Annotated in this window: 13 protein-coding genes; 8 read left to right on the plus strand and 5 right to left on the minus strand. The window is 27.9% G+C overall.

Going from position 1 to position 13963, the window contains the following annotated elements; translation table 11 throughout:
- Nucleotides 1–64: 64 nt before the first annotated feature.
- Together BLT70_RS08430 and BLT70_RS17470 are read right to left on the minus strand one after the other, a co-directional pair.
- A complete protein-coding gene (locus BLT70_RS08430; RefSeq protein WP_091893494.1) occupies nt 65–622 on the minus strand; it encodes a DUF4331 family protein in 558 nt (185 codons plus the stop codon).
- A 28-nt stretch (nt 623–650) separates the two neighbouring features.
- Nucleotides 651–1301, minus strand: coding sequence for a DUF4331 family protein (locus BLT70_RS17470; protein ID WP_091893496.1), 651 nt, complete (start codon nt 1299–1301; stop codon nt 651–653).
- Between the two features lie 191 nt (nt 1302–1492).
- On the opposite strand from BLT70_RS17470, the gene BLT70_RS08440 reads away from it, so the two are divergent.
- The 3 genes from BLT70_RS08440 to BLT70_RS08450 are packed head-to-tail and all read left to right on the plus strand — an operon-like array spanning nt 1493 to nt 3822.
- Entirely contained in the window at nt 1493–2320 is an 828-nt protein-coding gene (locus BLT70_RS08440) for an ion transporter (protein WP_091893498.1), read from the plus strand.
- Complete coding sequence (miaA, locus tag BLT70_RS08445) at nt 2321–3238, plus strand: tRNA (adenosine(37)-N6)-dimethylallyltransferase MiaA (RefSeq protein ID WP_091893500.1); 918 nt, start codon at nt 2321–2323, stop codon at nt 3236–3238.
- Between the two features lie 59 nt (nt 3239–3297).
- Complete coding sequence (locus tag BLT70_RS08450; protein ID WP_091893502.1) at nt 3298–3822, plus strand: OmpH family outer membrane protein; 525 nt, start codon at nt 3298–3300, stop codon at nt 3820–3822.
- Between the two features lie 112 nt (nt 3823–3934).
- On the opposite strand, the gene BLT70_RS17515 is transcribed toward BLT70_RS08450, so the two are convergent.
- Together BLT70_RS17515 and msrA are read right to left on the minus strand one after the other, a co-directional pair.
- Entirely contained in the window at nt 3935–4066 is a 132-nt protein-coding gene (locus BLT70_RS17515) for a hypothetical protein (protein ID WP_302847809.1), read from the minus strand.
- Nucleotides 4067–4130: 64 nt separating this feature from the next.
- Entirely contained in the window at nt 4131–4775 is a 645-nt protein-coding gene (gene msrA, locus BLT70_RS08455) for a peptide-methionine (S)-S-oxide reductase MsrA (protein WP_091893504.1), read from the minus strand.
- A gap of 223 nt (nt 4776–4998) precedes the next feature.
- On the opposite strand from msrA, the gene dnaX reads away from it, so the two are divergent.
- Complete coding sequence (gene dnaX / locus BLT70_RS08460) at nt 4999–6684, plus strand: DNA polymerase III subunit gamma/tau (protein ID WP_091893506.1); 1686 nt, start codon at nt 4999–5001, stop codon at nt 6682–6684.
- A 55-nt stretch (nt 6685–6739) separates the two neighbouring features.
- Nucleotides 6740–8389: a DNA mismatch repair protein MutS gene (locus BLT70_RS08465; RefSeq protein WP_091893508.1), complete on the plus strand. Its 1650-nt coding sequence runs from the start codon at nt 6740–6742 to the stop codon at nt 8387–8389.
- Here the strand turns inward: BLT70_RS08465 and BLT70_RS08470 are convergent.
- The gene (locus BLT70_RS08470; protein ID WP_091893510.1) at nt 8377–10206 is read right to left on the minus strand and encodes a sodium:proton antiporter; all 1830 of its coding nucleotides are present in this window, start codon (nt 10204–10206) and stop codon (nt 8377–8379) included. The two genes, BLT70_RS08465 and BLT70_RS08470, sit on opposite strands and share 13 nt — an antisense overlap.
- A 126-nt stretch (nt 10207–10332) precedes the next feature.
- Here BLT70_RS08470 and BLT70_RS08475 point away from each other — a divergent pair, with 126 nt between their 5' ends.
- The 3 genes from BLT70_RS08475 to BLT70_RS08485 are packed head-to-tail and all read left to right on the plus strand — an operon-like array spanning nt 10333 to nt 13943.
- Nucleotides 10333–11166, plus strand: coding sequence for a universal stress protein (locus tag BLT70_RS08475; protein WP_231962847.1), 834 nt, complete (start codon nt 10333–10335; stop codon nt 11164–11166).
- Nucleotides 11167–13356 (plus strand): SulP family inorganic anion transporter, encoded by a 2190-nt coding sequence (locus BLT70_RS08480; protein ID WP_091893512.1) that lies wholly within the window; start codon nt 11167–11169, stop codon nt 13354–13356.
- A gap of 5 nt (nt 13357–13361) precedes the next feature.
- Complete coding sequence (locus BLT70_RS08485; RefSeq protein WP_091893514.1) at nt 13362–13943, plus strand: tRNA-(ms[2]io[6]A)-hydroxylase; 582 nt, start codon at nt 13362–13364, stop codon at nt 13941–13943.
- The last annotated feature ends 20 nt before the right edge of the window (nt 13944–13963 follow it).

Here is a 13963-nt window from a genome sequence, read left to right on the forward strand (position 1 = left end):
AGTCTGACGCACTTTTTGGGGGGTATTTATGCGTCAGAATCTTGAATAATGTTTTTTTATTCTATTACCAAGCAGCTGCTAAGTAAGGAAAAGAAGTTAAAAATGGTTTGTCATTTGCATCTACATGATCATCAGAAAAAGCAGCATTTTCAGTAAAATCTTCTCCACCAAAAATTAGTAATAATTCAACCGTAATTACATCATCTGCCAAAGCTCTTCCTGTTAAAACGTTTGTTCCATCATAAAAAGTAGTTGTACCATCTAAAGAAACATTTAAAACATCCGTAGCTAATAAACCTGTAAAAGTTGCTGCATCTAAACCAAGTGCATTTTTATCATCCGCATTTGAATACGCAGGACTTAAACCTGTTAAATTAGTTTCGAACATTGATTGAAACATTGCTCCTTGTTCTGAAGGAATAGTAACATTAAAGTCATCTTTACTTGCAGACGATACAAAAACAGTGTTAACCGCTGGTCTTCCCATTTGATCTTTTTGAACAAAAGTTCCTGAAAAATCAGAAGTTATTTCGATCATTCCATCGTCGTCATTGTTATTACAGCTTACTACGATAAGTGATAAAAATGCAATTGCTAAATATTTTATTTTATAAATTTTCATGATATTGTTTTTTAAGTTGATAAATTAATTATTGTTTTACTTTTGATTCTACCCAAGTATTTATGGTACCAGAACCACCAATTAGACTTTTAGGAACTTCTACAACTATAGAAAGTACATTTGTTCCTGCAAAAGTATCTGCACCAGGATTGTTAAAACCAGAAGCTGTTCCGCCAATAATTGCACCATATTGAGCAAAATCCATAAAGAAAGGGTCATCTCTTGGCCCAGCAAAAAACTTCATTTCGTTGTTGTTTTCAATAATTGCTGATGCTCCATACCCAGAAATTGCTACTTCATTTTTGGTTGCCATTTCATTAATTGTACTATTTAATCCTGTTGATGAAGGAGAAAATGGCCCAAAGAAATACATTTTCCCATCTTTAGGAATTGCCTGAATAACCAAGTCTTCTACTTTGTCATCATTTGTATCAATATTAAATTCTACTAAAACATTTTCATCAAAAGATGCATTTGCTGTTGCTGTAGGACTTAATAAACCTTGCACATTTGCTACAAATACCAAATTATTTGTGTTTTCTGCTTCAAAAGCATAGAAATCAGAAATATCTGCATTTGTTCCACTTGTTGCAGGAGCATCAATATGATCTGCTGCAATTGTAATTAAACCAATAATCGCTAAAAAAATGGTTCCCGTTAAAATTTTACTTTTTTTCATTTTGTGAGTTTTAAGTTATTAATTAATTGAATCTCACATATACTTACGAGAAGAATTGAAGTACGGTTTTAAAAAAAGTGAAAATTTTTATTTATTTTTCTGAAATCCCTATGAATAAAGAGAAAATTGAAGTAAACTTTTTTCAAATCCAGTAAATAATTGTAGTATTGTAATAGAATTTAAAACTAAAGTTGGAAAAATCTAGCACAAAATCTAATTGGAAAGAAAAACTTCATGAAATTATTTATGAAGCAGATACTAAAGAAGGTAAACTTTTTGATGTAATTTTATTAATTGCAATTATTGCTAGTATTCTGTTAGTAATGCTAGAAAGTGTAGAAAGTTTTGATAAAGAATATCATCTCTTTCTAAACATTTTCGAATGGATTATTACTATTCTTTTTTCTATTGAATATATTTTAAGAATCATCACCATAAAAAAACCTTTAAAATATATTTTTAGCTTTTACGGTATTATAGACTTGCTTTCTACACTGCCAAAATATCTTTCATTTTTCTTAATTGGCTCACATCATCTTGCCGCTTTAAGAGCTTTACGTTTATTAAGAATCTTTAGAATTTTAAAAGTAACAAGATATATTGGTGCATCAAATAGACTATTAATTGCTTTAAAAGCTAGTAGAGTTAAAATATCTGTGTTTTTATACTTTGTAGTTATTTTATGTATTATTTTGGGTACAATAATGTATATGGTAGAAGGTGCAGAAAATGGTTTTACAAGTATTCCTAGAAGTGTTTATTGGGCAATTGTTACACTAACAACTGTAGGTTATGGAGATATTGCGCCACAAACTCCTTTTGGCCAATTGTTAGCAAGTATTGTTATGATTTTAGGATATGGAATTATTGCAATTCCTACAGGAATAGTAATATCAGAAATGCCTAAAACACCCGATAATAAAGTAAATACAAATACAAAAGCATGCCCAAGTTGTGGTGCAGAAAGCCATAAAGATGGAGCAGAATTTTGTTATAATTGTGGTAGTAAATTAAATTAAATGACTTCTAATAATTATCTAATTACCATTGTTGGTCCTACAGCAATTGGCAAAACTGCATTAAGTATAAAATTAGCAAATTATTTTAATGCTGATATTATTTCTTGCGATTCAAGACAGTTTTACAAAGAAATGACCATTGGCACAGCTGTTCCAGAAACTGATGAATTAGCTGCAGCAACGCATCATTTTATACAAAACAGAAGTATTTTTGAGGATTATAATGTAGGTTCTTTTGAAAGAGATGCACTTTCTAAATTGGATGAATTGTTTCAAAAAAATTCAGTGCAAATTATGGTTGGAGGAAGCGGATTATATGTAGATGCAGTTTTAAAAGGATTGGATTATTTTCCTGAAGTTGATCCTAAAATACGGGAAGAATTAACAAAGCAATTGCATGAAAAAGGAATAGAAACACTTCAAGAAAAATTAAAAGAATTAGATTTAGAAACTTATAATTCAATTGCAATTGATAATCCTCATAGAATTATGAGAGCTTTAGAAATTTGTATTGGAGCAAAAATACCCTATTCTACTTTTAAAAATAAACCAAAAACTCCAAGAAACTTTACTTCTATTAAAATAGGATTAAATGCAAATAGAGAAATTATTTACAACCGAATAAACCTAAGAGTAGATATTATGTTAGCAAATGGTTTATTAGAAGAAGCTAAAAACCTTTATGTAAACAAAAACTTAAATGCCTTACAAACTGTTGGTTATAGAGAATTATTTTCTTTTTTTGAAGGAGAATTTACACAAGAATTTGCTGTTTCTGAAATCAAAAAAAATACAAGACGTTTTGCTAAAAGGCAACTTACTTGGTTTAAAAAAGACGAAGATACTTTGTGGTTTGATTATCAAACAAATATCAACGACATAATTAACAAAATTTCTGATAAAATTAACGCTATTTAATTCTTCTAAATTTTTGTAATTCAGCTACTTTTTTATCTTTGCTATCCTAAACATAAATTATGAAATCTAAAATTACAGTTCTTTTTATCGCTTTTATAAGTACATTATCTATAGCACAAACAAAAGTTGGTACAATAAATAGCGATTATATTATAAGTATTATGCCAGAAGGCAAAATTGTTGTGGAAAAAACACAAGAATATGGTGCAAAACTAGATTCTTCTTTTGCAATTAAAGCAAAAGAATACCAAGATAAAGTTGATGATTTTAGAAAAAATGAAGCTGAATATGGCGAATTAATGAAAAAAACATTGGTTAAAGAAATTACATTAATGGAACAAGACCTTCAAAAATATCAAGATAATGGTAACAAATTAATGCAATTAAAACAAAACGAATTAATGCGTCCTTTGTACAAAAAGTTAAACGACGCTATAAGTTTTATTGCAAAAGAAAATAATTACACACAAATTTTAACAACTACAGGAAATCAATTTGCATTTATTGATGATAAATTTGACATTACACAATTAGTAATGGATAAATTAGGAGTTAAAGCACCAGAACCAGAAGTACAAGAATAATTTTTTAAAAAAATAAATTTAAACCTCACAAATGTGAGGTTTTTTTGTGTGTAAAAAAATGGAACATTTTAATTAAATACTTTGATCAAATACAAGGCTTTGAATCTGGTTTCTAAGAAATAGGAATTTCTATATTGCTATCTTCTTTTAAGTATGTAAACTCTGAAAATGTTCGCTTTTTAGATTTAAATGAAGAAATAAAATTATTTGTAAATTGACGTAAAAACGATCCTAATAAAACCATCTTAAAAGTGTTAGAATTTATTAAACAAATTAATATCTAACATTTAAATCAATAAAAAAATCTTTTATTCTTTCTTCAGCAACTCTGGAAACTTCTTTTTAAATCTATTTAATCTTGGTATAGAAACAGCTTTTACATAACCTTGATTTGGATTTCGTTTTTCAAAATTTTGATGATATTCCTCTGCTTCATAAAAGGCAGAAATTTTAGTAACTTCTGTAGCAATTTTTCCATGATAAACTTCTTTATTTAATTTAGAAATTGCTTTTTCTATAATTGCTTTTTCATCATTAGTTTCATAAAATGCAATAGATCTATATTGTGTTCCATAATCTGGTTTTTGACCGTTTACGGTTGTTGGATCATGAGAACCAAAAAAGACAGTAACCAGCGTTTCAAAACTTACTTTTTTAGGGTTATAATATACCGCAACCGTTTCTGCATGACCCGTTTTACCTGTTCCGATTGTTTGATACGTTGGATTTTTAGTAAATCCGCCAGCATAACCAGAAACTGCTTCCTCTACTCCTACTACACTCTCAAAAATAGCTTCTACACACCAAAAACATCCACTTGCAAAATAAGCAACCTTTATTTTATCAGAAGGAATATAAGTTGACGTAGAAATTGTTTCTTTCTTAGAAAAACCCAAGCAAGAAATTAAAAGTAATACAGCACTAATTGCAAAAACTGATTTTATAATTTTCATATTCTTATTTTATATATTTAATAAAATTTGCACCAAGAATTAAAAAACTCCTAATGCAAATTTCCGAACTTTTAACTCGAAACGAAACCCGAATTACAATATTAGTCGTATCATTTTAAAACTTCATACAATTTGTTTACAACTTTAGCATTTTGTTAAGAAACCAAGTTGTAAAACAAAACATAGATACTTACTTTTGTTACTTAACCTTTTAAAAAAAGAAATGGAGCATTTTATAGTTTCTGCGCGTAAATATCGCCCTCAAAATTTCGAGGATGTAGTTGGGCAACAAGCCATTACAAACACGTTAGACAATGCTATAAAAAATAATCATTTAGCGCAAGCTCTTTTATTTACGGGGCCTAGAGGAGTTGGTAAAACTTCTTGTGCCAGAATTTTAGCAAAAAAAATAAATCAACAAGGTTTAGAAATTGCCGAAGATGAAGATTTTGCTTTTAATATTTTTGAATTGGATGCTGCTTCTAACAATTCTGTAGATGATATTAGAAGTTTAACAGATCAAGTTCGTATTCCGCCACAAACAGGAAAATATAAAGTTTATATTATTGATGAGGTTCACATGCTTTCTCAATCTGCCTTTAATGCTTTTTTAAAGACTTTAGAAGAACCACCTGCACATGCTATTTTTATTTTAGCAACGACAGAAAAGCATAAAATAATTCCTACCATTTTATCTCGTTGTCAAATTTTTGATTTTAAAAGAATTGGCGTTTTAGATGCTAAAAACTATCTAAAAGTAATTTGCGAAAAAGAAAATATTACTGCAGAAGATGATGCTTTACACATTATTGCTCAAAAAGCAGATGGCGCAATGCGTGATGCTTTATCAATTTTTGATAGAGTTGTAAGTTTTTCTGGCAAGAATTTAACGCGTGAAGCTGTTACAGAAAATCTAAATGTTTTAGATTATGATTCTTATTTTAATATGACAGATTTAATGTTGACAAACAAAATTCCTGATGTATTAAATGCTTTCAATACTATTTTAGGTAAAGGTTTTGAAGGTCATCATTTTATAAACGGATTGGCAAGTCATTTTAGAGATTTATTAGTTGCAAAAGATAAAGTTACTATTGATTTATTAGAAGTTGGTGATGCTGCCAAAAAGAAATATTTAGAGCAAGCTACCAAAGCTAGTATTCCTTTTTTAATGCAATCTATTAACAAAGCAAATGATTGCGATTTAAACTATAGAGCTAGTAAAAATCAGCGATTGCTGGTGGAATTAACTTTAATGCAAATTGCCTCTATCACTTTTGATGGAGAAAAAAAAAAACCAGCTAACTACATAATTCCTGCAACATTTTTTCAAGCACTTTCTCCTGCGGTAAAAGAAATTGCTAAACCAGTTAAAAAAACACCAGTTCTTCAAACTAAAAAAGTTGAACAACCAAAAACTGAGGTTAAAAAATCTTTTTTAAAATCTGTAAGTAAACGTACTTCTTCACTTTCCTTAAAAAGTATTCATCAGAAAAAAGAAGAAAAAAAATCTACTATTGAAGAAAATTTCGACAATCATCCAAAAGATCCTTTTACAGAAAAAGAATTGCAACAATTTTGGATTGATTATGTTAAATTACTTCAGAAAAAAGGTGAAAATAGTATGGCTTCTATTGTAGCCACAGATATACCTAAACTTAAAGAAAATTTTAAAATTACATTTACTGTACCTAATAAGTTGATGCAAGATCAATTTAAAAAAGGGAGACCAAAATTGTTAAATTTCTTACGCGAAAAAACGAATAATTACGGAATTTCAATCTTAGTAAAACTTAATGAAAGTGTTGAGAAAAAGTTTGCTTATACACCTTTAGAAAAGTTTAATAAACTGAAAGAAAAGAATCCTTTGTTAGAAAAATTACGTCAAACTTTTGAGCTAGATATGTAACTTTTTTAAGATTTATACTACAAATAAATAATCACTCTTTTTTTAAATTGAAATTATGAATTACATTTTAGGAGTCCTATTTATTCTAGTAGTAATATTCCTGATAAATAACTACTTAAAAAAGAAAAAACTAAAAAAATATAGAAAACAGTTATTTGAAAATTGGGGAAATAAAACGAAAAAAGAATATTATAATTTCTTTGTAATTGGTAAATATTTTAACAACAATTCTCATAAAAACAAAGCATATCATATTTTATCAGAAAAAAATAATATTGATTTTGATATTGATGCCGTTTTTAAATTTATAGATAGAACTTCTTCTAAAATTGGTCAGCAATATTTGTACTTTAAACTAAGAACAATTGGATCAATTAGTGATTTATTAGAGTTTAATAAACTAACAACTACTTTTTTAAAAGACAAAGAATTAAGTATTTCTTGTCAATTAGAAATATCAAAATTAAATAACAATAATTCATATTATTTTGAAGAGCTAATAAACGACAAACAATTAGATAAACCTAAACATTTATGGCTTGTTAAAGGTTTAACTATTACAGCAATTTCTTCTATTATTTTGTTGTTTTTCTACCCTATATTTAGCCTTTTATTAGTTCCTGTTTTTTCTGCAAATCTTTTTTTTCATTACAAAAACAAACATAGTGTTGCGTATTATTTAAATGGTGTAAATGAGTTGTCGAAGGCTTTAAAAGTGAGTCAGAAATTAGTTAAAAGCAACAAAATTGTTGCTCATTTTAAAGACATTTCGTTTATTGATAAAATAAAATCAATTCAATTAAAAACAGAATTTATAGCTTTCGAAAAAAATGTTTCCGATGAGTATTTGTTCTTTTTTTGGTTTGCTGCCGAAATGATAAAGATATTATTTAATGTAGAATATTTAATGTTTTATAGTTTTTTAGAAGCTATTACTAGAGAAAGAAAAAATATAGAAAAACTGTTTCTATTTATTGGCAAAATAGATGCTGCTATTTCTACAGCTTCTTTAAAAGCTAGTAATTTAAAAATATGTACACCAACTTTTAATGAAACTAATGAGTTAAATGTAAAAGAAATTTATCATCCATTAATAGAAAATTGTATTTCTAATAATTTAAATTTATCTAATAAAAGTATGTTACTTACAGGATCTAATATGTCTGGAAAAACAACTTTTATAAGAACCATTGCTGTAAATAGTATTTTGGCACAAACTCTACATATTTGTTTTGCTGATGTATATTCTGCACCTTATTATAAAGTATTTTCATCTATAAGAATTACTGATGACTTACTAGACGACACAAGTTATTATTTACAAGAAGTACTTAATGTTAAAGAGTTAATTAATGCTGCTGATGACAATAATCCTTGTTTATTTGTGTTAGATGAAATTTTTAAAGGCACAAATACTGTAGAAAGAATTTCTGGTGGAAAATCAATTTTATCCTATTTAAATAAAAAACAACACACCGTTTTTGTGTCTACTCATGATATTGAATTAACAGAGTTATTACAAAAAGATGACTACAATTTATTTCATTTTAGTGAACAAATAGAAAATAATGAACTCTTTTTTGATCATAAAATTAAAAAAGGGAAATTAAAAACTAGAAATGCTATAAAAATTTTAGAATTGTATAAATATCCATCAGAAATAATAAAAGATGCTAAAAAAATAGAATCTACTTATTTTTCTTGAAAAATTAATTTTTTACCTAAATAGTATAATACACATTTCTCTTTAGATTCTTCCATTTTTTCAAATTCTGCAATTAAATACAAACCTTTATCTTTTTGAATAAATAGAGGAATAGATTTTTCTTCTAAAGCCAAAAGATCTAAGATTTTAGAATATTCGTCTTCTGTAGAAATTTTAATTTCATTAATATGAGGGTTTTCTCTATAAGCTTCACTTAAATTAATAAAATCGTCATTTGGCGTAAAAAAACTACCTCTTTGTTCTAATGTAGCTTTTTGAGCTTCCATAGAAGAAGCAATTTTATACGTACCATGTTCACCAAAATCTTTAGAAAAACTACTTAAAACATGATTATTTACAGAATCATTACCTGTTAAAGCAATTAAATATCCAACATCATTTAACTCAATATTATCAGTTAAGTTATCATCATAAATATTTTTATTAATTGCTTCTAAACCATCGTTTAAAGCCTGTTCTATAAACTTTTTATTAGAATCTATTAGTACAACTCTTTTACCTTTATCTGTTAAAAATTTAGCAATCAATCTTGATGGTTTCGAAGCGCCAACAATTAAAATTCCGTTAGAAATTTTTAGAAATACACCAATTAATTTAGCAAATAACCTTGCTGTTGTTGCATTTAAAAGCACAGTTCCTAAAACAATCATAAATACTAAAGGAGTAATATATTCTGCACCTTCTACTCCAGCTTTTAATAATTTACTTCCAAATAAAGAAGCAATACCTGCTGCTACAATTCCTCTTGGTCCAACCCAACTAATAAATAGTTTTTCATTAAATTTTAAGTTAGAATTTATGGTACTCATAAAAACTGCTAAAGGTCTAATTACAAAAACTACAATTGCAAATAAAGCAGCAGTTTTCCAGGTATAAAGCAACATTAAATCATTAATATTAATATTTGCAGCCAGTAAAATAAATAGAATTGAAATTAATAGAATACTTAATGATTCTTTAAAATAAAGCAGTTCTTTAATGTTATTTAGCTTTCCGTTCCCTAAAACCATTCCCATAACTACAACAGCTAAAAGACCAGATTCATGTGCAAAAACTTCTGACTCTACAAATACCAACAATACCGTAGAAAGAGACGCAACATTTAATAAATAGTGAGGAATTAATTTTTTGTTAATAGCATATGCCAAAGCATGCGCAAAAGTAAACCCAAAAGTGGTACCAAATAATAAAATTTTTCCAAATTCAATAAGTGCTGTTTTTGTAAATCCGCCATCGCCACCAACACTAATAAACTCAAAAACTAATACAGCAACCAGAGCACCAATTGGATCTATTAAAATACCTTCCCATTTTAAAACAGTTGAAACATCTCTTTTTAAGGGAATATTTCTTAAAATTGGCGTAATTACAGTTGGTCCAGTAACAATGATTAATCCTGCAAAAAGAAAAGACAATTCCCAACCTAATTCAAAAATATAATGAGCAACAATTCCTGCTCCAAAAAAAGTAATTGCAGATCCTAAGGTAATTAATTTAGTTATTACCGGACCTACATTCTTTATTTCATCTCTTTTTAAAGTTAAACCTCCTTCAAAAAGAATAACACTTATTGCGAGTGAAACAAAATAATACAAACCATCACCAGGAAAAAGTCCTTTTTCTCCGTTCCAAATTGGTTCAATCCATTTTGTACCATCTTCACTAAGAAATTCTGCAGCAATCGGTCCAACTAATAAACCAATTAAAATTAAGGGTAAAATTGCTGGAATTTTAAATTTCCAAGCAACCCATTGAGCTAAAATTCCTAAAATGATAATTCCTGCAAGTTCTAACATCGGCTAATAATACTTTTAATTGTAAATTTAAGAATGTTTAGTTATCATAAAAATAAAACTATAGTTTTTTTCATTCTTATAAAGTTTACTATATTGTGCCTATAAGTTAATCTATAAACCTCTTTTTTGCAAAATATTCATAAAATTCTAATTGGTATTGCCTTTTCTCCAAACTTAAAACCTAATATATTCGAAGCAGTAAGACTCGCAAACATGTTTGATGCTGAGTTAGTTGGAGTGCATGTAGGAACAAAATCTGACCAAAAAAAAACGGACTTAAAAGCACTTTTATCAGAAGCAGAACCTTTAAATAATACTTTCAAAACTATTTGGAAAGAAGGTAATCCGGTAGATGTTATTTTAGAAACTTGTGCTTTAGAAAACATAAACTTGCTTATTTTAGGCGCACTCCAAAAAGAGAATCTCTTAAAATACTATGTTGGATCTATTGCTAGAAAAATTACTAGAAAAGCACCTTGTTCTGTTTTACTATTAATTAAACCTTCTTTAAAAAGAATTCCATGTAATCATATTGTGGTAAATGGTTTAAAAGACGAAAGAACAGAAGAAACAATAAAAACCGCCTTCTTTTTTGCTAAAAGTCTACAATGTGCTAAAATAACTATTGTAGAAGAAGTTAGCCAAAATGAATTACAAGTAAAAGTAAGCGACGATAAAACACTACGAAAAGCAACAATTACTAAAGAGCGCTTAAAAACTAGAGAAGATCAGCGGGTAAAAACAATTTTAAAAGATATTAATTGTAATGATATTACTATAAAAACTCAAAGTATTTTCGGTAAAAGAGGTTATTCTATTGGGCATTATGCAAAAGTAAAAAGAGCCGATTTATTAGTGATGAACGCACCAAATAAACTAGGTCTTCTTGATAGAATTTTTCCACATGATCTTGAGTATATTTTATCTCAATTACCAACAGATCTTTTAATAGTTAAATAAATGCCGAAAAAAAATACTTTTAAATTATTTTTAAATGATATTCCAAAAAATATATTTTCTGGTTTTGTTGTTTCATTAATTGCACTTCCATTAGGTTTAGGCTTGGCTTTAGCTTCTGGAGCACCTCCTATTTCTGGAATTATTGCTGCCATTGTTGGTGGAATTGTTACTTCTATATTTGGCGGATCTTACGTTACAATTACAGGACCAGGAAATGGTTTGGTTGTAGTTGTTTTAGCCGCAATTACTACTTTGGGCGAAGGCGATATGCATCAAGGTTTTTTATATACGTTAGCAGCGATTGTTATCTCTGGAATTATTATGATTTTTCTTGGTTTTTTAAGAATGGGATCTTTAGGAGACTTTTTTCCTGCTTCTGCAATACAAGGAATGTTAGCCGCTATAGGAATTGGAATTTTTGCAAAACAAATACATGTAATGTTTGGTAATTTAGATGCCAAAGGTAGTATTGTAGAACTTTTAATTCAGATTCCTGAAGGAATTATAAACTTGATAAAAACCGATAATTCTAGTATGTTTTTTGCTGGATTAGTAGGAATTGGAAGTTTACTAATTATGATTTTTTATGGTAAAATAAGAAATCGATATTTTCAGTTAATTCCTGCGCCAATGTGGATTGTAGTTTTAACAGTTGGTATGTATTATTATTATGATTTGGTTTCAACTTCTCCTTATCCTATTGATAAAAGTTTATTAATTGGCTTGCCAAATGATATTTTATCAAATTTTGCTTTTCCTGATTTTGGTAAAGTCTTCCACGCAAATTTTATAAATGCTGTAATTTCTATTACTTTAATTGCAAGTATTGAAAGTTTATTAAGTATTAAAGCTGTTGATAAATTAGATCCATTAAAAAGAAGATCTAACGTAAATAAAGATATTCGTGCGTTGGGTTTGGCAACTGTTATTAGTGGTTTTTTAGGCGGATTAAATGTAGTTGCAGTAATTGCAAGAAGTTCTGTAAATGTGAATAATGAGGGTACAAATAGGTCTGCAAACTTTTTTCATGCTACATTTTTAGTTGCTTTTATTTTATTATTTGCTTCAGAATTACGCAAAATTCCATTACCAGCTTTAGCTGCAATTTTAGTCTTTACAGGTTATAAATTAGCTTCACCAGATAATATTAAAAAAGTATTTAGTATTGGTTCTGAGCAATTAATTATTTTTCTTGTAACTTTATTTACAACTATATTAACAAGCTTAATTACAGGTATAATTGTTGGTATTCTAATCACTTTTATTATTCATGTTATCATTAATAAAAATATATTTCTATTTATAAAAAACGTTTTAAAACCAAATGTTTTAATGTTTAAAGAAGATGAAAAATATTATGTTAGTGTACAAAATTTTTCTAGTTTTTTAAATTATACAAAACTTAAAAAGAAGTTAGATCAAATTCCAGAATATGAAGAAGCAATTATCGACTTTTCTTTTTGTGATTTTGTAGACCATTCTGTTATGGAAAACATGAGTAATTATATTGCATCTTTTAACAGAAAAGGTGGGCATTTTGAGGTAATTGGTTTAGATGATTCTAAATCTAGAAGCTCTCATCCTTTTGCGCTGCGTAAATCGTTACCTAAACAAGTAATCCCTAAAGAAGTTTTTTTTACAAAAAGACAAAAAAATATTCAATTAATTAGTGATTCAATGCGTTGGCAATATTCCGCTTTTTCTAAACAAGAAATGGAAGAATTACCCACTTTTGGTTATTTTAAAACACGTAATATAGATAAAGTTTCTAACGTTCTTTCTAACGGAGACAGTACTATTTTTGATGTTCATTTTACAGAAGGAGAAATGATTGCAAAACAAGTAATTAAAACTACAATGTTACATATTCATCCTGTTGAACCTGTGCCAAATTTCACATTAGATAGAGAGGGTATTTTTGAATATATAATGGAATTTGCTGGTTATAAAGATATCGACATAAAAAATCATCCAGATTTTAGCAAACGTTTTTATTTAGCTGGAAAAAATGAAGAAAAAATTAGAGCATTTTTTACAGATGAATTAATTTTGTTTTTTGAAAGTAACAAACAATATCATATTTCTGCCACAGAAAAAGGAATTTTAATATTTGGTAACGAACGTTTAGCAAGTGTTAAAGAAATTAAAGCCTTGGCATATTTTGGTATGGGATTACAAAAAATAATATAATTAATATGTTAGGACTACAATTTGAAACAGAAACTTCTTGGGCAGAAATTGCCAAAGATAATTTACAACAAATACTTACAGATCATGCTTTTTTAGAACAAAAAGCAGCTTCAAACGCAGTATCTATAATTATTAATTATTCTGAAGAAACAGAACTTGTAAAAGAAATGAGCAACATTGCTATTGAAGAAATGCAACATTTTAAAATGGTGCATTTATTAATGGTAAAACGCGGAATGGTTTTAGGACGTGAGCAAAAAAATGATTATGCTATTCGTTTACAAAAATTCTTTAATAAAACAAAAGACAGAACAGATGCTTTAATTCAGCGTTTATTAGTTGCTGCTTTAATTGAAGCAAGAAGTTGCGAGCGTTTTAAAGTCTTTTCTGAAAACATGGAAGATGAAGAATTGTCTAAATTCTATAACAATTTAATGGTTTCTGAAGCTAACCATTATACTACTTTTCTACAATTTGCGCGTCAATATCAAGATAGAGAAATAGTTGATAAAAAATGGAATGCTCTTTTAAATTTTGAAGCACAAATGATGCGTGAACGTGGAAATGTTGCTAAAATTCACGGATAAATAAGCCCATCTTAATCTTC

It is taken from the genome of Polaribacter sp. KT25b (assembly GCF_900105145.1).
Lineage (GTDB): Bacteria > Bacteroidota > Bacteroidia > Flavobacteriales > Flavobacteriaceae > Polaribacter.

Coding starts and splice junctions, on each gene's coding strand:
- BLT70_RS08430 (WP_091893494.1), bottom strand. CDS start 622: ATGAAAATTTATAAAATAAAATATTTAGCAATTGCATTTTTATCACTT.
- BLT70_RS17470 (WP_091893496.1), bottom strand. CDS start 1,301: ATGAAAAAAAGTAAAATTTTAACGGGAACCATTTTTTTAGCGATTATT.
- miaA (WP_091893500.1), top strand. CDS start 2,321: ATGACTTCTAATAATTATCTAATTACCATTGTTGGTCCTACAGCAATT.
- BLT70_RS08450 (WP_091893502.1), top strand. CDS start 3,298: ATGAAATCTAAAATTACAGTTCTTTTTATCGCTTTTATAAGTACATTA.
- BLT70_RS17515 (WP_302847809.1), bottom strand. CDS start 4,066: ATGGTTTTATTAGGATCGTTTTTACGTCAATTTACAAATAATTTTATT.
- msrA (WP_091893504.1), bottom strand. CDS start 4,775: ATGAAAATTATAAAATCAGTTTTTGCAATTAGTGCTGTATTACTTTTA.
- dnaX (WP_091893506.1), top strand. CDS start 4,999: ATGGAGCATTTTATAGTTTCTGCGCGTAAATATCGCCCTCAAAATTTC.
- BLT70_RS08465 (WP_091893508.1), top strand. CDS start 6,740: ATGAATTACATTTTAGGAGTCCTATTTATTCTAGTAGTAATATTCCTG.
- BLT70_RS08470 (WP_091893510.1), bottom strand. CDS start 10,206: ATGTTAGAACTTGCAGGAATTATCATTTTAGGAATTTTAGCTCAATGG.
- BLT70_RS08480 (WP_091893512.1), top strand. CDS start 11,167: ATGCCGAAAAAAAATACTTTTAAATTATTTTTAAATGATATTCCAAAA.
- BLT70_RS08485 (WP_091893514.1), top strand. CDS start 13,362: ATGTTAGGACTACAATTTGAAACAGAAACTTCTTGGGCAGAAATTGCC.